The sequence below is a fragment of the Pseudomonas sp. S31 genome (assembly GCF_016648105.1).
In the GTDB taxonomy this organism is placed as follows: domain Bacteria; phylum Pseudomonadota; class Gammaproteobacteria; order Pseudomonadales; family Pseudomonadaceae; genus Aquipseudomonas.
The window spans coordinates 1-20,593 of the sequence record NZ_JACVVE010000027.1; the positions used below are offsets into that span (position 1 = coordinate 1).

At 66.2% G+C, this 20,593-nt stretch carries 19 protein-coding genes; 10 read left to right on the top strand and 9 right to left on the bottom strand.

Going from position 1 to position 20,593, the window contains the following annotated elements; translation table 11 throughout:
- Nucleotides 1-238 precede the first annotated feature (238 nt).
- Nucleotides 239-1,123 carry a DUF2242 domain-containing protein gene (locus IAE37_RS19125; protein WP_201176040.1) on the top strand — a complete coding sequence of 295 codons (885 nt, stop codon included), beginning with the start codon at nt 239-241 and terminating at the stop codon, nt 1,121-1,123.
- Nucleotides 1,124-1,391: 268 nt separating this feature from the next.
- Here IAE37_RS19125 and IAE37_RS19130 read toward each other — a convergent pair whose 3' ends face one another.
- The 3 genes from IAE37_RS19130 to IAE37_RS19140 all read right to left on the bottom strand — a co-directional run bounded on the left by IAE37_RS19130 (nt 1,392) and on the right by IAE37_RS19140 (nt 4,444).
- Nucleotides 1,392-2,432, bottom strand: a complete 1,041-nt coding sequence (locus IAE37_RS19130; RefSeq protein ID WP_201176042.1) for an AraC family transcriptional regulator — start codon at nt 2,430-2,432, stop codon at nt 1,392-1,394.
- A 4-nt stretch (nt 2,433-2,436) separates the two neighbouring features.
- Nucleotides 2,437-3,555, bottom strand: coding sequence for a carbon-nitrogen hydrolase family protein (locus IAE37_RS19135; RefSeq protein WP_201176043.1), 1,119 nt, complete (start codon nt 3,553-3,555; stop codon nt 2,437-2,439).
- Nucleotides 3,556-3,622: 67 nt separating this feature from the next.
- A complete protein-coding gene (locus IAE37_RS19140) occupies nt 3,623-4,444 on the bottom strand; it encodes a DNA-binding transcriptional regulator (protein WP_201176044.1) in 822 nt (273 codons plus the stop codon).
- A gap of 328 nt (nt 4,445-4,772) precedes the next feature.
- Here IAE37_RS19140 and IAE37_RS19145 point away from each other — a divergent pair, with 328 nt between their 5' ends.
- The 8 genes from IAE37_RS19145 (at nt 4,773) to IAE37_RS19180 (ending at nt 13,648) form a co-directional block, all read left to right on the top strand.
- Nucleotides 4,773-6,440, top strand: coding sequence for a bifunctional 3-(3-hydroxy-phenyl)propionate/3-hydroxycinnamic acid hydroxylase (locus IAE37_RS19145; RefSeq protein WP_201176045.1), 1,668 nt, complete (start codon nt 4,773-4,775; stop codon nt 6,438-6,440).
- A 1-nt stretch (nt 6,441) separates the two neighbouring features.
- A complete protein-coding gene (gene mhpB / locus IAE37_RS19150) occupies nt 6,442-7,386 on the top strand; it encodes a 3-carboxyethylcatechol 2,3-dioxygenase (protein WP_201176046.1) in 945 nt (314 codons plus the stop codon).
- A gap of 19 nt (nt 7,387-7,405) precedes the next feature.
- The gene (locus IAE37_RS19155; RefSeq protein WP_201176047.1) at nt 7,406-8,269 is read left to right on the top strand and encodes an alpha/beta fold hydrolase; all 864 of its coding nucleotides are present in this window, start codon (nt 7,406-7,408) and stop codon (nt 8,267-8,269) included.
- A 15-nt stretch (nt 8,270-8,284) separates the two neighbouring features.
- The gene (gene mhpD, locus IAE37_RS19160; RefSeq protein ID WP_201176048.1) at nt 8,285-9,079 is read left to right on the top strand and encodes a 2-keto-4-pentenoate hydratase; all 795 of its coding nucleotides are present in this window, start codon (nt 8,285-8,287) and stop codon (nt 9,077-9,079) included.
- Between the two features lie 11 nt (nt 9,080-9,090).
- Complete coding sequence (locus IAE37_RS19165) at nt 9,091-10,023, top strand: acetaldehyde dehydrogenase (acetylating) (RefSeq protein WP_201176049.1); 933 nt, start codon at nt 9,091-9,093, stop codon at nt 10,021-10,023.
- Nucleotides 10,020-11,030 (top strand): 4-hydroxy-2-oxovalerate aldolase, encoded by a 1,011-nt coding sequence (mhpE, locus tag IAE37_RS19170; protein WP_201176050.1) that lies wholly within the window; start codon nt 10,020-10,022, stop codon nt 11,028-11,030. Before IAE37_RS19165 ends, mhpE begins: the two co-directional genes overlap by 4 nt.
- Nucleotides 11,031-11,113: 83 nt before the next feature.
- On the top strand, nt 11,114-12,295 hold the full coding sequence (mhpT, locus tag IAE37_RS19175; RefSeq protein WP_201176052.1) for a 3-(3-hydroxy-phenyl)propionate transporter MhpT: 1,182 nt from the start codon (nt 11,114-11,116) through the stop codon (nt 12,293-12,295).
- A gap of 81 nt (nt 12,296-12,376) precedes the next feature.
- Nucleotides 12,377-13,648: an OprD family porin gene (locus IAE37_RS19180; RefSeq protein WP_201176054.1), complete on the top strand. Its 1,272-nt coding sequence runs from the start codon at nt 12,377-12,379 to the stop codon at nt 13,646-13,648.
- Between the two features lie 21 nt (nt 13,649-13,669).
- On the opposite strand, the gene hcaD is transcribed toward IAE37_RS19180, so the two are convergent.
- Genes hcaD through hcaE form a run of 5 tightly spaced genes read right to left on the bottom strand, consistent with a single transcriptional unit; the run spans nt 13,670 to nt 17,983 of the window.
- A complete protein-coding gene (gene hcaD / locus IAE37_RS19185) occupies nt 13,670-14,887 on the bottom strand; it encodes a 3-phenylpropionate/cinnamic acid dioxygenase ferredoxin--NAD(+) reductase subunit (protein ID WP_201176056.1) in 1,218 nt (405 codons plus the stop codon).
- The gene (gene hcaB, locus IAE37_RS19190; protein ID WP_201176057.1) at nt 14,884-15,699 is read right to left on the bottom strand and encodes a 3-phenylpropionate-dihydrodiol/cinnamic acid-dihydrodiol dehydrogenase; all 816 of its coding nucleotides are present in this window, start codon (nt 15,697-15,699) and stop codon (nt 14,884-14,886) included. Before hcaB ends, hcaD begins: the two co-directional genes overlap by 4 nt.
- Nucleotides 15,696-16,016 carry a 3-phenylpropionate/cinnamic acid dioxygenase ferredoxin subunit gene (gene hcaC, locus IAE37_RS19195; protein ID WP_201176058.1) on the bottom strand — a complete coding sequence of 107 codons (321 nt, stop codon included), beginning with the start codon at nt 16,014-16,016 and terminating at the stop codon, nt 15,696-15,698. Before hcaC ends, hcaB begins: the two co-directional genes overlap by 4 nt.
- 54 nt (nt 16,017-16,070) lie before the next feature.
- Nucleotides 16,071-16,631 carry a 3-phenylpropionate/cinnamic acid dioxygenase subunit beta gene (gene hcaF / locus IAE37_RS19200; protein WP_201176059.1) on the bottom strand — a complete coding sequence of 187 codons (561 nt, stop codon included), beginning with the start codon at nt 16,629-16,631 and terminating at the stop codon, nt 16,071-16,073.
- Nucleotides 16,628-17,983 (bottom strand): 3-phenylpropionate/cinnamic acid dioxygenase subunit alpha, encoded by a 1,356-nt coding sequence (gene hcaE, locus IAE37_RS19205; protein ID WP_328822758.1) that lies wholly within the window; start codon nt 17,981-17,983, stop codon nt 16,628-16,630. The genes hcaF and hcaE overlap by 4 nt, the downstream gene beginning before the upstream one ends.
- Nucleotides 17,984-18,150: 167 nt before the next feature.
- Here hcaE and IAE37_RS19210 point away from each other — a divergent pair, with 167 nt between their 5' ends.
- Nucleotides 18,151-19,056 (top strand): LysR substrate-binding domain-containing protein, encoded by a 906-nt coding sequence (locus IAE37_RS19210; protein WP_201176060.1) that lies wholly within the window; start codon nt 18,151-18,153, stop codon nt 19,054-19,056.
- 81 nt (nt 19,057-19,137) lie between these two features.
- On the opposite strand, the gene nhaA is transcribed toward IAE37_RS19210, so the two are convergent.
- Nucleotides 19,138-20,469, bottom strand: coding sequence for a Na+/H+ antiporter NhaA (nhaA, locus tag IAE37_RS19215; RefSeq protein WP_201176061.1), 1,332 nt, complete (start codon nt 20,467-20,469; stop codon nt 19,138-19,140).
- Nucleotides 20,470-20,593: the final 124 nt, after the last annotated feature.

The window sequence follows — 20,593 nt, forward strand, 5'->3', positions numbered from 1 at the left end:
CCGGCCTGTCACGCCGGGGGTCGCGGGTTCGAGTCCCGTCCGCTGCGCCATCTTCGCCTCGAGGCCCTGAACACCTCGAAGCAACGGAAAAGCGACCTTCGGGTCGCTTTTTTCGTTTGTGCGCCGCGCCAGGTCGCAGACTTTTACACGATGCTGACACAGTCTTAACCCAACGACAGTTCCCGTGCTGCCTACTGTGTTGCACAATAGGCACCCTTCGACTTACCCGGAATTCGCAATGACCAGATCATCCGTCTTTGGTGCGCTCGGGCTGGCCCTTGTGCTGGCGGGCGTGACCGGTTGCTCTTCAAAAAAGGCCGCCATCTACGAGCACGAGAACTTCGACGACTCGGGCACCTTCTCGCGCAGCTTCCCGGTCAGCGATGCCGGCTCGTGCGAGGCGGCGCGGCGTGCCTTGCTCAGCCAGGGCTATATCATCACCAACAGTGGCCCCAACCAGGTTGCCGGCAACAAGAGCTTCCAGCAGAACAGCGAAAACCACCTGCAGATCAGCTTCAACGTGACCTGTGCACCCGATGTGAGCGACGAGCAGCGCTCGACCATGTTCGCCAACGCCCTGCAGGACCGCTACAGCCTGAAGAAATCCAACACCTCGGCCAGCCTTGGGGTAGGGGTGCTCGGCTCGGTGTCGATGCCGATCGGCTCCAGCGATGATTCCATGGTCAAGGTGGCCAGCGAGACGGTGACTGCGGCGCAGTTCTACGACCGTTACTTTGCGCTGGTCGAGAGCTACCTGCCCAAGCCGAAGAAGGTCAAGAAGGTCAAGGCCGAAGCGCCCAAGCCCGAGCCGGCCGCACCTGCCCTTGGCTTGCCGGAACAGGCTTCGGCGGCGCCGGTTGCTCCTGTACCTGCACCCGCGCTGGCACCAGTGCCAGCGCCTGAGCCCGCGCCGCCAGCGCAGCCGGCCCCTGTCGCTGAGGCGGCGCCAGCCGCGGTTTCCGCGGCCAGTGAGGCCGCCAGCGCGCCGGTGGTGGATGACAGCCAGGGGTCGCAGCCAGTGGCGCCACCAGCGGAATCAACGCCGATCGAGGTGCAGCCGCAGGAAGTGGGGGTGAGCGAGGCCACCACCGAGGCTGTCGAGAGCGCGCCGGCTACGCCCTGACTGGCGCCTGTACTGCCTCTTCGCGGGTAAACCCGCTCCTACACGACCTGTAACAGACAGCCGGCGATAACTTCCTGAACACCTGCTACGTTTACCACTCATACACTTGTCATCATTCCTTCATCCGACCTGCCTAGGTTGAAGGCATGACCAACGAAGACCCATGAGAAAGAGGACGCAGGATAATGGATGAATATCAGGAAGAACTGCTCGAGTACCACGCCGATGAGCTCGACACTGCGGAACCGGCAGACGACGCCACCGAGCTCTAGCCCGCTCGCCGCTGCTTGCGGCGATACTCCCCCGGTGTGAGGCTGGTCCAGCGCTTGAATGCGCGCTGGAAGGCCTCCGCCGAAGCGAATCCCAACAAATATGCAATTTCGCCGAAGGCCAGTTCTGTATCGCGGATGTAGGTTTCGGCCAGGTCGCGGCGCGTGTCGTTCAACAACTCGCGAAACCCAGTGCCTTCCTCGGCAAGCTTGCGTCGCAGGGTCCAGGTGGGCAATTGCAGATGACGCGCCACTTCTTCCAAATCCGGCTCACGCCCGCCATTGAGCAGTGGGCCGATCAGGTGGGTGATGCGCTCGCCCAGGCTGCGCACTCGGGTACGCTGGGCCATCTCCGTTTCGCACAACTGCAGCAAGTGCTGCCAGGTGCTGGGGCAGTGGCGTGGGTTGGCGATGTCGAGGCTCGCCCGACCCAGGCGCAGTTGGTTGCCCTCGGCGGCAAATTGCACGGCGCCGCTGCACAGCGCCTGGTAGCGGGTGGCATAGCTCGGCGCATCGAATTCGATGTCCAGGCGCTCAGCCTGCAACGGCCGGCCTGCAAGATCCGACAGTTGTGCCAGCCAGCCGGCCAGCAGGGACTCGACCACGAAGCGGTTGTAGCCGTTGTAGGGGCTGATCGAATAGAAGCGCAGCCAGGCACCCTGGGCGTCTTCGTGGTAGCTCGAATGGCCGCGGTAGTTGGCTGCATAGAGCGGCTCGAAGCGCAGCAGCACGCGTGCCGCGTCACCGATCGTGGGGGCCTGGGCCGCAGTCACCCCGGCGAGGCCCGCATGGGGCAGGCGGCTGAGGTGCCCCATGCGCAAGCCCAGGGCCGGTTCGCCGGCCAGCTCGGTGGCGGCATGCCCGAGGTGCATATAGCGCGGGATCGACAAGCGCGCTCCGGCCTCGGCCAGGCGCGCCTGGTCCAGGCCGTAGCGGCGCAGCAGCGGCAGCGGGTCGTGGCCCAGTTCGGTCAGGGCGGCGGCCAGCGGCTGGACGAAGCCAACCGAAAGGTCACCCAGACGCACGCGGGGGCGAGGCATCGGGCTACAGCCACAGGTTGAGCAGGCGTGCGCCCTGGCTGGGCGGCCCTGCCAGCAGCTCGCCGGCCTGGTGGGCAAAGCCCTGGCCGTCGCTGCCCTGTTCCCAGAACTGCCCGCGCATGAACACGCTCATGCTGGTCACGTCGCTCGACGCTGGCTGGGTCAGTTGCTCCCAGGCGGCCTCTTCGCTGACCTCGCCGCGCTGCACGCCCAGGCGCGTGGCTGCATCCTGGTGGCGATTGCCACGCCAGGGTGCTTGCCAGCTGCCCTTGCCGCTGAGAAACACTGGGTTGGCGATCAGTTGCACCGATTGGCCGGCCAGTTGCTGCTGGTTCTGCGGGTACCAGCTGTCGCTGCCGATCAGCACGCCCAGGCGCCCGGCCGGTGTATCGATCACCTGCAGGGGGTGCTTGTGGCCGGCATGGACATAGCGGCGCATTTCGCTTTCAGGAAACTGCTGGTGCTGGGGCTGGCCGAGCAGCGAGCCGTCGCCGGCGAATACCAGGCTGCTGTTGAACAGCGGGCCACTGCCGGCATGCAGCACGCCTTGTTCGACGTAGGGGGCCGGCAGCACGATCGAACCGGCCACCAGGGTCACGCCGAATTCCTTGGCCAGGCCGCCAAACAATTGCTGGTAGTCGCTGGCCATCTGTTGGGCCTTCATGCGCAGGTGCGCGTCGCTGCGCCGGTCGTCTCCACTGGCGCCGAGCATCGCCAGGCCGTAGCGCAGCGGGTTGCTCAGCTCCAGCCATTGCTCGGCTTCGCGGCTCTGGGTGGCCTGGTACAGCTCCTTCTTTTCGCCCCGCGCCCACAGCCAGGTGCCGATGTGCTCGGGCAGCACCACCACCGTGCGCGGGCCCACCAGCCCTTGCGCGCGGGCCTGTTCGAGATAGGCCGCGAGCTTGCGGTGCAGGCGTTGCAGGTTCTGGTAGTCGCTGGGGTAGAGCAGCGGCTCGACGCCGAGCAGGTTGCCGCGCTCGCCGGGCACGCCGTGGTCGAGCGCCAGGGCGATGCGCAGGTCGGACAGGTAGTGGCCTTCCGGGCGCTGCTGGGTCCAGAAGCCGTAGCCGCACAGGGCGGCGATCATCACCAGCGCCAGGGCGCTTGCCAGGAGTTTTCGCATGAAACGTCGATATTCGCTGAAAGTGTGATGGGCCAGGCGATAGCGCCGGCCGCTGCTGCGCATTCTGTCACGATAACCCGGGCGGCGGCGAATGGTCAGCGCCCAGGCTCTGCCGTACCTGCAGGGCAAAGGCCTGCAGCGCTGGCAGATAGCGCTCGGCGGCCTGCTCGATGGGCATCGCCTTGGCGATGTAGATCAGGCTGACGCAGCCCAGCAGGCGCTGGCTGTCATGGTCGTACAGGGGCACGGCGATGGACGCGATGTTGGCCTCGCGGTTCCAGCCCATGTAGTTCTCGCCGTAACCACGATGGCGCGCCTTGCGCAGGATGTTGTCGAGCGCCAGACGATCGCGCGCCAGCTGGCATTCGGGATCGTCACGGGTGGCCAGCAGCGCCAGGATCTGCTCGCGTTCCGCCTCGCCGCAGAATGCCAGGTAGGCAAGCCCCGTGGCGGTCTGCAACACCGGCAGGCGGCGGCCGACCATCGAGCGGTGGAACGACAGGCGGCTGAAGCGGTGGGTGGTCTCGCGCACCACCATCTCGTCGACTTCCAGGGTGCAGATGTCGGTTGGCCAGACCACGCGCTGCAGCAAGTCACCCAGCAGCGGCGCGGCGATGGCCGAGATCCACTGCTCGTCGCGAAAGCCCTCGCTCAGCTCGCGTACCTTGAGCGCCAGGCGGAAGCTGTCGTCGGATTCGCTGCGGCGCACGTAGCCTTCGTCCTGCAGGGTTTCGAGCAGGCGCCGAACGGTCGTGCGGTGCAGGCCGGTGATCTCGGCCAGGCGTGTCGGGCTGGCCCCCCCGTCCAGGCGGTTCAGGGCGTTGAGCAGCGCCAGGCCACGGCTTAGCCCGCGCACGGTCTTGTAATCGGAATCTCGGTCGATATTCACGAAAAATCCTTATAAAACAATGAAGTGCACTTAGTGCACAGCAAGGCGGTTTTTCATTGTAGGGCAATCGGCGGCATTCCTATACTCGCCGCAACAACTACAAACGCCCTGACAGGGGAAGACACCATGCGCCATGCCTGCCTGCTCTCGCTATCCACACCTGCATCCAACGCCTGCGCCTTCGCCTGTCGAAGCGTAGCGACATTCCGCTAGACCCCGTACCAGTCAAAACGCCCGTTCATCCCCCTTGCGCCAGCCTGCGCGAGGACGGTCGCGGCTTGCCTGGAAACTTTCCGGGCCGCCGTGGGCAGTGTCGAGGATTACAACAATGAACAAGCCGCATCCAGATCACATCCAGGCCGACTACACCGCAGACGTGGTGATCATCGGCGCAGGCCCCGTTGGGCTGGCCATCGCCAACTATCTCGGCCAGGCCGGGGTGCAGGTGCTGCAGATCGAGAAGCTCGACCAGCTGATCGACTACCCCCGCGCCATCGGCATCGATGACGAGTCGCTGCGTACCGTGCAGGCCATCGGCCTGGTCGAGCAGGTCCTGCCGCACACCACGCCGTGGCACGCCATGCGCTTCCTGACCCCCAAGGGCCGCTGCTTCGCCGATATCCAGCCGACCACCGACGAGTTTGGCTGGTCGCGCCGCAACGCCTTCATCCAGCCGCAGGTCGACGCCGTGTTGCACCGTGGCCTTGAGCGCTTTGCCAACGTGCGCACGCTGTTTTCCCGCGATGTGGTGGAGTTCCAGCAGGACGAGCAGGGCGTCAGCCTGCGCATGAATGGCCCCGAAGGCCGCCAGGAAACCGTGCGCGGCCGCTACCTGGTGGCGTGTGACGGTGGCAACAGCCTGATCCGCCGTGCCCTGGACATCTCTTTCGAAGGCAAGACCGCGCCCAACCAGTGGATCGTCATCGACATCGCCAACGACCCGCTCGGCACGCCCAACGTCTACCTGTGCTGTGATCCGGTGCGCCCGTACGTTTCGGCGGCACTGCCCCACGGCGTGCGGCGTTTCGAGTTCATGGTGATGCCGGGGGAAACCGAAGAGGAACTGGGCAAGCCCGAGAACATGCGCAAGCTGCTGGCCAAGGTGCTGCCAGACCCGGACCGCGTCGAGCTGATCCGCAAGCGCGTCTACACCCACAACGCTCGCCTGGCCGGCCGCTTCCGGGTCAAGCGGGTGCTGTTGGCCGGAGACGCTGCGCACATCATGCCGGTGTGGCAAGGCCAGGGCTACAACAGCGGCATGCGTGACGCCAGCAACCTCGGTTGGAAGCTGGCCCTGGTGGTCAAGGGTCTGGCCGGCGAAGCGCTGCTCGACACCTATGAGCAGGAGCGCCGTGACCACGCCAAGGCGATGATCGACCTGTCGGTGCTGGCAGGCCACGTGCTGGCGCCGCCCAAGCGCTGGCAGGGCGCGCTGCGCGACGGTATTTCGTGGGCGCTGAACTACCTGCCGGCGGTCAAGCGCTACTTCCTGGAAATGCGCTTCAAACCCATGCCGCAGTACACTAAGGGGGCGCTGGTGGCGCAGGAAAACAGCAAGGCTTCGCCGGTCGGGCGCATGTTCATCCAGCCCAAGGTGCTCACCGAATCGGGCGAAACCCGCCTGCTCGACGACGTGATCGGCAGCAACTTCGCCTTCATCGCCTGGGGCAATAACCCGCTCTGGGGCCTGAGCGTCGAGCAAGAGCAGGCCTGGCGCGCGCTGGGTGCCTGCTTCATCCAGGTGCTGCCGCAAGTGCAGCTCAAGGCCGGCCGCGAAGTGCCGGAAGGGGTCATCCGCGTGGGTGACAGCACGGGCCGCCTGAAGGAGTGGTTCGGCCGCTTCCCGGTGTCCATCGCGCTGCTGCGCCCGGACCGCTTCGTCGGCGCCGTGGCCATCCCGCAGACCATCGGCCAGGCCAGCGACACCCTGCTGCGTGCCTTGGCGGCGCAACCCCAGGCGGGCCAGCAGGCGCCGCTGGCAGCGAAGGTGGCGTGAGATGAGCGCTTATCTTCACTGCCTGTCGCATACCCCGCTGGTGGGCTATGTCGACCCGCCGCAAGCCGTGCTGGCCGAAGTGGACGAGGTGATCGGCGCAGCCCGTGCGCGCATCGCCGCGTTCGATCCGGAGCTGGTGGTGTTGTTCGCCCCGGACCATTACAACGGCTTCTTCTATGACGTCATGCCGGCGTTCTGCATCGGCATGGGGGCCACCGCCATCGGCGACTTCCAGAGCGCCGCCGGCCCGCTCGACGTACCCCGCGACATCGCCGAGGCCTGTGCCAACGCGGTGCTCGACGCCGGGGTGGACGCTGCCGTGTCGTACCGCATGCAGGTCGACCACGGCTTCGCCCAGCCGCTGGAGTACCTGCTTGGCGGCCTCGCGGCAAAGCCGGTGATCCCAGTCTTCATCAACAGCGTGGCGGTGCCGCTGCCAGGCTTCGCCCGCGCCCGCCTGCTTGGCGAGGCCATTGGGCGCTTCGCGCAAGGCACCGGCAAGCGCGTGCTGTTCTTAGGTTCCGGTGGACTGTCGCACCAACCCCCGGTGCCGGAGCTGGCGCATGTCGATGCGCGCATGGCCGACCGCCTGATGGGCAGCGGCCGCGACCTGCCGGCCAACGAGCGCCAGGCCCGTCAAGAACGGGTGATCAGCGCCGCCGAAGGTTTCGTGCGCGATCAGCACACGCTGCATCCGCTCAACCCGACCTGGGACAACCACTTCCTCGACCTGCTCGAGCAGCGCCGCTTCGGCGAACTCGACGCCATGGCCAATGCCGAGCTGTCGACCCTGGCCGGCAAATCGACCCACGAGGTCAAGACCTGGGTGGCGGCCTTCGCCGCGCTGTCCGCGTTCGGCGACTACCAGGCCAGCGAACGCTACTACCGGCCGATTCCCGAGTGGATCGCCGGCTTCGGCTCGCTCAGTGCCCATTCCCTTACCTGATCAACGGAGGACTTCCATCATGACCAGCATCTCTATCAGTGAAGCCGCCAGCAGCCGTTTCGCCCGCATCCGCGAAGGCGAGCTCGACCTGCAAGTGCATTACAACGACCTCGGCGAGGGCGCCGAGACCGTGGTCATGCTGCATGGCTCCGGGCCTGGTGCCAGCGGCTGGGCCAACTTCAACCGCAACATCGAGCCGCTGCTGGCCGCCGGCTACCGCGTGGTGCTGATGGACTGCCCGGGCTGGAGCAAGAGCGACCCGATCGTCTGCCGCAGCTCGCGCTCGGACCTCAACGCCACCGCGCTCAAGGGCCTGCTCGATGTGCTGGGCCTGGAGCGCGTGCACATCCTCGGCAACTCCATGGGTGGCCACAGCGCCGTGGCCTTCACCCTGAGCTACCCCGAGCGGGTCGGTAAGCTGGTGTTGATGGGCGGTGGTACCGGTGGCGCCAGCCCGTTCGTGCCGATGCCGACCGAAGGCATCAAGCTGATCAACGCGCTGTACCGTGAGCCGACCATCGACAACCTGAAGAAGATGATGAACGTCTTCGTCTACGACCCGAGCGACCTCACCGAGGCGCTGTTCCAGACCCGCCTGGACAACATGCTCAGCCGCCGCGACCACCTCGACAACTTCGTCGCCAGCCTGGCTGCCAACCCCAAGCAGTTCCCCGACTTCGGCGCGCGTTTGGGCGAGATCAAGGCCAAGACCCTGGTGATCTGGGGCCGCAACGACCGCTTCGTGCCGATGGACGTCGGCCTGCGCCTGATCGCCGGTATCGCCAACTCCGAACTGCACGTGTTCAACAACTGCGGCCACTGGGCCCAGTGGGAACACGCCGACACCTTCAACCGCCTGGTTCTGGACTTCCTCCAGCACTGATTTGAGGTACTTCCCATGACCATCGATTCGCAAACCCTCGAGCGCCTGGCCGCCGACCTGCGCCGCGCCGAGCAGCAGGGCGAGGCCATCGCCCCGCTGCGTGACACCATCGGCGAGGAAAACGCCGAAGCCGCCTACGCCATCCAGCGCCTGAACGTCGCCCACGCCCTGGCAGGCGGGCGCCGCCTGGTGGGCCGCAAGATCGGGCTGACCAACCCCAAGGTGCAGGCCCAGCTGGGTGTCGACCAGCCGGACTTCGGCAGCCTGTTCGCCGACATGTGCTACGGCGACAACGAACGCGTGCCGTACACCAGCGTCCTGCAGCCGAAGATCGAGGCCGAGATCGCCCTGGTGCTGGCCCATGACCTGCCCAGCGCGCAGACCACCTTCGCCGACGTGATCGCCGCTACCGGCCATGTGCTGCCGGCGCTGGAAATCGTCGGCAGCCGCGTCCAGGGCTGGAACATCCGTTTCGCCGACACCGTGGCCGACAACGCCTCCAGTGGCTGCTTCGTGCTTGGCGGCCCGGCTCGTCAGCTGCACGACCTCGACCTGCGCGGTGCGGCCATGCGCATGACCCGCAACGGCGAGCAGGTGTCCAGCGGCAGCGGCGCCGAATGCCTCGGCCACCCGCTCAACGCCGCGGTGTGGCTGGCCCGCACCATGGCGCGCCTGGGCGAGCCACTGCGTGCTGGCGACATCATCCTCACCGGCGCCCTCGGGCCGATGGTGGCGGTGGCGCCGGGCGATCATTTCGAAGCCGAGATCGACGGCCTGGGCCGTGTCGGCGTGACCTTCAGCGGCGAGTGATGGAGACCCCCATGAGCCAGAAACGCAAAGTCGCCATCATCGGTTCCGGCAACATCGGCACCGACCTGATGATCAAGATCCTGCGCAACGCCAAGCACCTGGAAATGGCCGCCATGGTCGGCATCGACCCGGCCTCCGACGGCCTGGCCCGCGCTGCCCGCATGGGCGTGGCCACCACCCACGAAGGCGTCGAAGGGCTGACTCGCCTGCCCGTGTTCAAGGACATCGATTTCGTCTTCGATGCCACCAGCGCCGGTGCCCACGTGAAGAACGACGCCTTCCTGCGCCAGCACAAGGCCGACCTGCGCATGATCGACCTGACCCCGGCGGCCATCGGCCCGTACTGCGTGCCGGTGGTCAACCTCGAGCAGCACCTGCAGGCGACCAACGTCAATATGGTCACCTGCGGTGGCCAGGCCACCATCCCGATGGTCGCGGCGGTCTCGCGCGTGGCCAAGGTGCACTACGCCGAGATCGTCGCCTCGATCGCCAGCAAGTCCGCAGGCCCGGGTACCCGCGCCAACATCGACGAGTTCACCGAGACCACCAGCAAGGCCATCGAAGTGATCGGCGGCGCGAGCAAGGGCAAGGCGATCATCATCATGAACCCCGCCGAGCCGCCGCTGATGATGCGCGACACGGTGTACGTGCTGAGCGACGACGCCGACCAGCAGCAGGTGGCGGCGAGCGTTGAGGAAATGGCCGCCGCGGTGCAGGCCTACGTGCCAGGCTACCGCCTCAAGCAACAGGTGCAGTTCGAACAGGTGCGCGACCTCAAGCTGCCCGGCCAGGGCACTTTCACCGGCCTCAAGACCTCGGTGTTCCTCGAAGTCGAAGGCGCCGCCCACTACCTGCCGGCCTATGCCGGCAACCTCGACATCATGACTTCCGCCGCGCTGGCCACCGCCGAGCGCATGGCCCTGGCGATGGGAGCTTTGGCATGAACGGCAAGAAACTCTACATCTCCGACGTGACCCTGCGCGATGGCATGCATGCCATCCGCCACCAGTATTCGCTGGACGACGTGCGCGCCATCGCCACGGCCCTGGACCGGGCCAAGGTCGATTCCATCGAAGTCGCCCACGGCGACGGCCTGCAGGGTTCGAGCTTCAACTATGGTTTCGGTGCCCACACCGACCTCGAATGGATCGAAGCAGCCGCCGACGCGGTCAGCCACGCCAAGATCGCCACGCTGCTGCTGCCAGGGATCGGCACCCTCCACGACCTGAAGAATGCCTACGATGCCGGTGCCCGTATCGTGCGCGTGGCCACCCACTGCACCGAAGCGGACGTCTCGCGCCAGCACATCGAGTATGCCCGCGAGCTGGGCATGGACACCGTCGGTTTCCTGATGATGAGCCACATGCAGACGCCCGAAGGGCTGGCGCAGCAGGCCAAGCTGATGGAGCGCTACGGCGCCACCTGCATCTATGTGGTGGACTCGGGCGGGGCGATGAACATGGATGACATCCGTGCGCGCTTTCGTGCGGTCAAGGCCGTGCTCGACCCGGCTACCCACACCGGTATCCATGCCCACCACAACCTCAGCCTGGGCGTGGCCAACTCCATCGCCGCGGTGGAGGAGGGCTGCGACCGTATCGACGCCAGCCTGGCCGGTATGGGCGCAGGTGCCGGCAACGCGCCACTGGAGGTGTTCATCGCCGCCGCCGACAAGCTCGGCTGGAACCACGGCACCGACCTGTATGCGCTGATGGATGCCGCCGACGACCTGGTGCGCCCGTTGCAGGACCGGCCGGTGCGGGTGGACCGCGAAACCCTGGCGTTGGGTTATGCCGGGGTCTACTCGAGCTTCCTGCGCCATGCCGAGGTGGCCGCAGCCCGCTACGGCATCAAGGCGGTGGACATCCTCGTCGAGCTAAGCAAGCGCAGGATGGTAGGGGGTCAGGAAGACATGATCGTGGACGTGGCGCTGGATTTGCTCAAGCGCTGACCCGAGAAACAGGGCTGCTGCGCAGCCCCGCGAATGGGGCGCACAGCGCCCCAACCCAACACAAAAACAAAATGGGTGACTTCATGACTTCTGCCAATAACCCGCCTCGCGTGGCCGTCACCATCGGCCTGTGTTTCCTCGTCGCCCTGCTCGAAGGTCTCGACCTGCAAGCTGCCGGCATCGCAGCCCCAGGCATGGCCAGTGCCTTCGGCCTGGACAAGCTGCAAATGGGCTGGGTGTTCAGCGCCGGCATTCTCGGCCTGCTGCCCGGCGCCCTGGTCGGCGGCTGGCTGGCCGACCGTTTCGGGCGCAAGCGCATCCTGATCGGCTCGGTGGCCCTGTTCGGCCTGTTCTCGCTGGCCACGGCCCATGCCTGGAGCCTGCCCAGCCTGTTGCTGGCGCGGCTGTTCACCGGGGTCGGGCTGGGCGCCGCACTGCCCAACCTGATCGCCCTGTGCAGTGAAGCCGCCGGCCAGCGCCTGCGTGGCAGCGCGGTCAGCCTGATGTACTGCGGCGTGCCATTGGGCGCGGCGATCGCCGCCGGCATCGGCATCGCCGGCTACAGCGGCGAGTGGCAAACGGTGTTCCATGTCGGTGGCGCCGGGCCGTTGCTGATCCTGCCGCTGCTGGTGGCCTACCTGCCCGAATCGGGCCAGTTCCGCGCCACCGGCCAGGCCGAGGATGCGCCGAGCCTGCGTCGCGAGCTGTTCGGCCAACGCGCCACCTGGCTGCTGTGGCTGAGCTACTTCTTCACCCTGATGGTGGTGTACATCCTGATCAACTGGCTGCCGAGCCTGCTGGTCGGGCAGGGCTTCAGCAGCCATGACGCCAGCTGGGTGATGTTCGCCCTGCAGATCGGCGCGGCCATCGGTACGTTGATCCTCGGCCAGGTACTCGAGCGCCTGCCGGCCGGGGTAACCGCGGCCCTGGTATACGTCGGCCTGCTCGCCGCTCTGGCGGGCCTGGGGCTGGCCAGCGCGCTGGCGACGATGCTCGTCGCCGGTTTCTTCGCCGGCTTCTTCGCCACTGGCGGGCAGGGCGTGCTGTATGCCCTGGCGCCGCACTTCTACCCGGTCCGCGTGCGCGCTACCGGCGTTGGCGCAGCGGTGGCGGTCGGGCGCCTGGGGGCCATGAGCGGCCCGCTGGTAGCCGGGCAGATGCTCGCCCTCGGCGCCGGCTCGGCCGGGGTGCTGATGGCCTCGGCTCCGGGGGTGGTGATCGCTGCCCTGGCGTTGTTCCGCCTGATCGGTCGCCGCCCGGCCTGACCCCAGCCCTCGTTCAACCTTGCTTGCTCCCTGCTGCTCACGCGGCAGGGCACCCTACAACTACAAGAAAGTGAAGTGACCATGCACAAGGCCCCAAAAACCTGCCTGGCCCTGGCCATCGGCCTGCTTTGCGCCAACCCCTCCCACGCCGCTGGCTTCGTCGATGACAGCCATGCCGAGCTGGTGTTGCGTAACTACTACTTCGACCGCAACTACGTGGGCCAGACCCCGCAGGCGGCTGCCCGCGAATGGGCCCAGGGTTTCATCCTCAACGTAAGCTCCGGTTTCACCGAGGGCCCGGTGGGCTTCGGCCTGGACGCCAAGGGCATGCTCGGGGTCAAGCTCGACTCCTCGCCCGATCGCGTCGGTACCGGCCTGCTGCCCTACGATCCGGTCACCCGCGAACCTGCCGACGACTACTCCGAACTCGGCCTGACCGGCAAGATGCGCATCTCGCGTACCGAGCTGCAAGGCGGCACCATCAGCACCTTCCTGCCGATCGCCTTCGCCAGCCCGACCCGGCTGCTGCCGCAGACCTTCCGCGGCGCCTACCTGCGCTCCAGCGACATCGACCGCCTGAGCCTGCATGCCGGTTGGCTCGACCGCATCAATCTGCGCGACTCCACCGACTACCAGAAGATGAGCGTCGCCGCGCCCAACGGCCGTTTCAACGGCGCAGCCACCTCCGATCGCTTCACCTTCCTCGGCGGCGACTACGCCTGGTCCGACACCTTGACCCTGCGCTACTACCACGCCGAGCTCGACCAGTTGTACCGCAAGGACTACTTCGGATTCGTCGATGATCGCCCGCTCGGCGCGGGCCGCCTGAAGAGTGATTTCCGCCTGTTCGTCACCGGCGAGGACGGCGCCGCCAAAGCCGGCCCGGTCGACAACCGCAACACCGCGCTGATGCTCACCTACGCCTGGGCCAGCCACAGCCTGGGCGTGGGCTACATGCGGCTCGATGGCGACACCGCGATGCCCTACCTATACGGCACCGAGCCACTGGTGATCACCGAAGGCACGCTCAGCTCCGAGTTCATCAACCCCAAGGAGCGCAGCTGGCAGGTCAAGTTCGACCAGGACTTCGCCCCATTCGGCGTGCCTGGGCTCAAGGGCATGCTGCGCTATGTGCGTGGCGACAACATCGAGCTGGCGCGCTTCGGTGGCGGCGGGCTGAGCGAGAGCGAGAAAGACGTCGAGCTGTCGTATGCCGTGCAGCAGGGCACGTTCAAGGGCGTGACGCTGCGCTTGCGCCACGCCTGGTACCGCAACGACTTCCTGCCCGGCGCCACGCACCGGGACGACAACGAGTTGCGGGTCAATGTGGATTACACGGTCAAGCTCTGGTAGGTGCCGGTCGGGCGTCCTGGGTCAGGACATCTTTGCCAGCTCGCGAAGGGCGACGGCTGGGTCGCGCAACAGCGCCTCATCCACCTGCGCGCGCCTGGCGATCAGTTCCTTCGCCGGGCGCATGTCCTTGCCGGCGTTGACCGTGACCGCGCCGACGATGGTGCCATCGGCCAGGCCGAGCGCCACGAAAGGCCCCTGGCCCGGGGTACCGCGCAGCAACCAGTGCGGCGCCGCCATGTCGCCGGCGAACTGCACGTTGTAGCCGCACTGGTCGGTCCAGAACCACGGCACCGTGGGCGTGGCAAGGTCCTGGTCGAGCATGTCGGACACTGCCGCGGCGGCTTGCAGGTTGGCGTTCTCCCAGCTTTCGATGCGTGAGCGCTGGCCGTCGGCGTCAATCTGCACCACGGCATCGCCGGCGGCGTAGATGCCGGTTTGCGAGGTACGGCAGCGCTCGTCGACCACGATTGCCCCTTGTTCGCAGCGCAGGCCGGCGCTGTCGGCCAGGGTGGTGTCCACGCTCACGCCGATGCCGTAGACCAATAGATCGCCTTGCAGTTGCGTGCCATTGTCCAGGGTGAGATGGATGGCATCGCCGCGCCGCTCGGCAGCCTGGACACCAGTTGCGAAGTGAAAGCGCACGCCGCGAGCCTCATGGGTCGCTTGCAGGAAAGCTCCGATCGGTTCCGGCGAATTGCGCAGCATGGCACGCCGCGCTGGGTCGACCACGTCCACCTGCAGCCCAAGTTCGCTCAGGCTGGAGGCAAGCTCCAGCCCGATCACCCCGGCGCCGACCAGCAGGGCTCGCTTGCCGGCCTGTGCCTGGGCCCGTATCTGCTGGGCATCCTCCAAGGTACGCAGCACGTGGGTGCACTCGCCCAGGGCGTCCAGTGCCGGCAGACGCCGGGGTTGGGCGCCGATGGCCAGCAGCAGCTTGTCGTAGGCCAGCGTCTCGCCGTTGGCCAGGCTGACGGTGCCGGCCTGGCTGTCGATGGCAGTGGCGCGCAGGCCGAGTTTCAAGGTGATATCCTGCTCGGCGAACTGCTCCTGCGTGTACAGGGCCAGTCTGGCTTGCTGCGGCCGCAGCAAGGCGTCCTTGGACAGCGGCGGGCGCTCGTAGGGCAGGTGCACTTCCTCGCCGACCAGCACCACGGGCCCGGCATGGCCCTGGCGGCGCAAGGCCATGGCTGCGTTGGCGCCGGCCTGGCCGGCACCGATGATCACGATGCGCGTGTTCATAGCGCCAGCCCTCCGGCGACATTACGGATGCCGCGAATGCCCAGGCCTGCGTCGGCGTTGATCATCACGCCGCTCAAGGTCTGGTTGTTCTGTCGCGAGGCCAGCAGTACGAACGGCCCGGTGAATTCGCTGGCATCAGGGAAGAACTGCAGCGGCAGGATCGCCTTGATCGCATCCGGCGAGCGCGAATCCATGATACGGGTGTCCTGCTGGCCCAGCGCGGTGGGGCCGCGCAGGTCGGTGTTCATGCCGCACGGCCCGACGCCGTTGACCCGTACCTTGGGCGCCAGCTCGAAGGCCAGCTCGCGGATCAGGCCGACCGCCGCGTGCTTGCTGGCGGTGTACAGCGGCCCGCCGCCTTCGGGGTAGAACGCCGAGTTGCTGAGGGTGAAGATCATGCTGCCGCACGACTTGACCAGTTCGGCGGCAGCGGCCTTGGCGCCCAGCAGGTAGCCCTTGACGTTGATTGCGAACAGCTCGTCGAAGCCCTGGGCGAGTTTCTCCGCATCGGTGTCGAGCAGGCGCACGCCGTGATCCCACACGCCGGCGTTGCCGACGAAGCAATCGAGTTTGCCGAAGCGCGCCACGGCGGCATCCACCGCACGCTGGTTGTCGGCGCTACTGCACACGTCGCCCTGGGTGACGACCACCTCACCGGCGAAGTGTGCCTGCAACATCGCGCATTTTTCTGGGGAACGCTCCAGCACCGCGAGTTGCGCCCCTTCGGCGAGGAAGCGTTGCACCAGCGCCAGGCCCAGGCCCGAGCCGCCACCGGTGATCAGCACCACTTCATCCTGCAACCAGCCGCTCATGCTGCGTCCTCCAGCACTACGTGGATGATGTCGTCGACGATGCTGACTGGGTAGGTGCGCAGCGGGTCGGTGGCGGGCTGGCACAGGGCCGCACCGCTCTTGAGGCAGAACCGCGCAGCGTGCAGCGGGCATTCGACGGTGGCATCGTCTTCGATGTAGCCCTCGGACATGGATGCGTTGCCGTGGCTGCAACGATCGTCCAGGGCATAGAATTCGCCGCCGACGTTGAACACGGCGATCAGCCGGTCGGCAGCTTGCACGGTCACGGCTTCGCCATCGGCGAGCGCGTGGGTTTCACAGACGCTGAGAGTGGTCATGGTAGGGGTACCGGTATTCGGGAGAGTCTGGATGCGAGGCAGGGGCCCCGCGTTTCAGAACAGTACGCTGAGGTTGTGCGAGGTGATCACCACCTGGTCGAGGGCGATGTCGCGGTGGTAGATCTCGAAGCCGAAGCCGTTGTCGACGCGGCGCAGGCGGTCGATGCGCATGCCGTGGTAGCTGACGTTGTCCTTTTCCTTCTGCGAACGGTGCAGCAGGTAGTTGCTGCGCACCTCGAAACCCTTGCCGTCTTCGGTTGCGCGGATGCGCAGGTTGCTGACGAAATGGCGGGTGCGGCTAGGGGGCTCTTCGGCCCAGGCCATACCGGTTTCCAGGCGCGCGACACGGCGCTCGAGCTGGTGCCAGTTGTCGTTGAAGATCCATGTGGTGGGCGGGCCGACCTTGCGCCGGCGGTCGCGGGTTTGTGCGTTGGCGCCGGTGCGCATGGTGTAGCTGATGTCCTGGGCAACGACGATCAGCCAGTCGCGAAAGCGCCAGTCATCCAGCAACTCGGCTTCCTGGAAGATGAAGTCGGCGATTTCATGGTGGGTCTGGGCATCGACGATCGGTTGCGTGCTGGGCGCGAGCGGGTCGCGGATCGCGGCGTCGTTCATTTCACCAGCTCCTGTTCATAGGCTTCGGTGCGACGGTTCACTTCGTCCCAGGACGGCGACAACAGCAGGTCCGCCCAATACTGGTACAGGCCGCGTGCCGCGGTTTCGCTGAAGATGTAGTTGGTGATGCCGGGCATGTCTTCGCGCAGCTTCTCGTTGCCCAGGCCCATTTCCATGCACAGGGTGGCGTTGCGGGCCCGTTTGCCACGCAAGACCTTCTGGATTTCGGTCCAGTTCTCCGAATCGTCCTGCTCGAGGAACCCGGCCGGCCCGAAGGCGCGGGTTTCGCTGCGTTCGAAGGCAGCCTTGACGTCGTCCGGTGCTGCGGCGTCGGCGATGCAGAAGTTCCACACCTCCACCTGGTTCGGTCCACGCGGGTGCCACACGCGGATCGTCGCGGTGCCGTTGAGCCAGCTCAGGGTCGGGAACATGTTGTTGTGGCCGGCCAGGCGCAGTGCGCGGATTTCGCCCAGGCGCGCCTTGGCCTCGTCGAAGGTGTCACGGAAATAGCGCGACACTTCGCCGTCTACCCACACGTTGGCGTCGGGCTTTTCGGTGAAGAAGAACCCGCTGCCATGGCCGCGTTGGCCGTACTGGACGGCGTCCTTGGCGGTTTCCCAGACCGGGCGCGCGGTCTGGTCAGAGCCCAGGGCCTTTTCCGTGTTGCCGGGCGCCTGCCCCAGCACCTGCACCGCGGAGGCGTGCGAGTAGAGGGCGTGGTACTGGTCGGAGGCGAACTGTTCGGCGGGCAGTTTCCAATTGCAGTCGATGGTCCACTTCTGCACGCCGCCGATGATTTCGGTACCGCCTTCGCGGCGGTCGAGCACGCCGTCCAGGTACCAGGCGATGTCGCCCATGTAGTCTTCGAGTTCAGGTGCCTCGGCGTCCCAGTTGCCGAATACCAGGCCCTTGTATTCGCGCACGCGGGTCACCGCCTGCAGGCCCCATTGCTTCTTGCACAGCCCCTGCGGGTAGGCACGCGGCTCCTGCGGCACGTCGATCAGTTCGCCGTCGGTGCCGTAGCTCCAGCCGTGGTAGGGGCAGGTGAACGCCTTGGTGTTGCCCGAGTCGGCGTAGGACACGCGCATCGAACGGTGCCGACACTGGTTGAGGAAGGCATTGATCGAGCGGTCTTTCTGACGCACGACCACGATCGGGTCTTCGCCCATGTAGGTATTGAAAAAGTCACCGGGCTTGGGGATCTGGCTGACATGACAGAGGAACAGCCAGGTGCGACCGAAGATGCGTTCGAGCTCCAGCTCGTAGATCTGCGGGTCGGTGTAGATGGCAGGGCTGATACGGCCGTTACGGGCGTCGACCAACGCCTCGATCTGTTCTGGGGTGATAGCCACTCTTATTCTCCTCACCGCTTACAAGAAGGGTGCGTTTTTTGTCGAATGTGCTGTCGGCGCCAACAGATGCGCTAAATCTAGGCCAGCAAGCGCGGATGAAAAAATACTTTCTTTGGATTTATTGATCGGTTAAACCTATCAGTGAATTGCCCTGATCCGAGGCCCCCGTGGAACTGCGCCACTTGCGTTACTTCGTTGCCGTAGCTGAAGAGCTGAACTTCACCCGTGCCGCCGGGCGGCTGTTCACTTCCCAACCGTCGTTGAGCGAGCAGATCCGCAACCTGGAGCTGGAAATCGGCTTCCCTTTGCTCACCCGAACCCGGCGCAAAGTCGAGCTGACGCCAGCGGGGGCGGTGTTCCTGGAGGAAGCGCGGCAGATCCTGGGTCACGTCGAGATGGCCGTTACGCGTGCCGCCAGGGCGGCTACCCAGGCCCGCGAGCGGATCACCATCGGCTTCGTGCCCGCCGCCGAGGTACGCATCTTTCCAGGCGTGCTACCGATCTTTCGCGTGGCGTTCCCCGAGGTGGACATTGTCCTGCGCAGCCTGACCTCCGAAGAACAGCAGGTGGCCCTGGCCCGGGGCGAGATCGAACTGGGCTTCATGCGCGGCCCGGTGCCCACCGCCAACCTGTGCAGCGAAGTGGTGTTGGTCGAGCCATTTCGTGTTTACCTGCCACAGGGGCACCCGCTGGCGGCGCTCGAACGCATCGCCCCCGGCCACCTGCATGACTTGCCAGCGATCAACATCGACCCCGGCTATGGGCGCTCTATCCACGATGCTCTGGCGCAATACCTCGTAGACCATGGCGTCACTGCTGGGCACGTCTATCCGTCGTCCAATCCACTGATGAGCATCAATCTGGTGGCGGCGGGTCTGGGCTACACCTTGCTACCTGCGTATGCCGAGAACTTCATGCCCAAGGATGTGGTCTCCCGGCCCTTGCCCGACGATGCACCGATGAGTGAGCTGCTGATGGTGAGCCCGCGCGATGCTGCCGCCAGCACTGCAGCGACCCGGCAGTTGCAGCAGCAGGTACGTGAGCTGGCAACGCTGCGGGTGCAGCGCGTTTGAAGGCCGGGATAGTAGCTTTCGCAGAGGGCCGTTGCCCATGGCGCTGGCGCCAGGGGCAACGGCGTAGCGGGGCGTCCTGGGTCAGGCTCTGCGTACTCGCCAGGCTCCCCAGGCCAGGCCGAGAGCGGCGGCGACCACCGAGGCGGACAGCACCCCGAGTTTAGCCGCGCCCAGCGTTGCCGGGTCGACGAAGGCCAGGTTGGCGATGAAGATCGACATGGTGAAGCCGATGCCGGCGAGCAGGCCGATCAAGGTGATGCTGCTCCAATTGACCCCCGCTGGCAGCGCGCAGCAGCCCAGGCGCACCATCAACCAGCTGACACTGACGATACCCAGCGGCTTGCCCAGCACCAGGGCCACCGCGACGGCCATCATCACCCACTGCGGCGCCTGGGTACCGAGATCGACACCTGCCAGGCTGACGCCGGCATTGGCCAGCGCGAACACTGGCATGATCCCATAGGCTACCCAGGGATGCAGGGCGCCTTGTACGCGGACTACCGGCGGCACCAACTCCCGCTGTGCCAGCCGAAGGCTCTTGAGGGGGCTGATCAGCTCGCTGGCGTCGCGCTCGGGGGCCTTGGCGCGCCCCAGCAGCTCCTGGGTGAAGCGGGTTACCGCATCCAGTGGGCGCTCGCGCATGGGCATGGCGGCAACCGGGGTCATCAGCCCCAGCACCACACCGGCCAGAGTAGGGTGGGCGCCGGTCATCAGCACGCCGACCCAGGTGACGGCGCCGGGGATGACATACGCGTAGGCCGACCCCACACCGATCCGCTGCAGCCCCACGACCATCAGCAGGCCGACGGCGGCAACGCCGAAGCCGCTGTAGTCGAGCCCGCCGGAGTAGAAGAAGGCGATGATGAGCACGGCGATGATGTCGTCGATGATCGCCAAGGCCAGGAGGAATATCCGCACGTTCGATGGAATCGATTTGCCGAGCAGCGCCAGTACGCCGACGGCGAAGGCGATGTCGGTCGCGGTCGGCACGGCCCAGCCCTGTTGCTCGCTCGGCGCGTGGCCGAAGCCAAGGTAGACCAGAGCAGGTACGGCCACGCCGCCTACCGCTGCCGCCATTGGCAGGGAAGCCTGGCGTAGGCTGGAGAGGGCTCCCTCATGGATTTCCCGGCGAATCTCCATGCCGACCACCAGGAAGAAAATGGTCATGAGCCCGTCGTTGATCCAGAAATGCAACGATTGGGAGAACACCAGCGAACCCACACCCAGGGTTATTGGGGTGTGCCAAAGCGCTTCATAGCTTGCTGCTGCCGAGGAGTTGGCCCAGATCAGGGCGGCGATGGCGGCGATCAGCAGGACGACGCCGCTGACGGCTTCGATGTGCAGGAAACGCTCGAAATTGGCGAAGGCGCGCTCGGCCAGCTGCTGGGCGCGGGGCAATGGTTTGTGTTGCATAGGCGCAAGGACTCCCGCATGGCGGCCCGACCTGCGTTGTTCATTTAACCTGCTTCACTGCCCCAAGCAGCTAGCACCCGGGCGCAAGTCTAACGTATGCACGTAGGGAAATGGCCCACGTAAC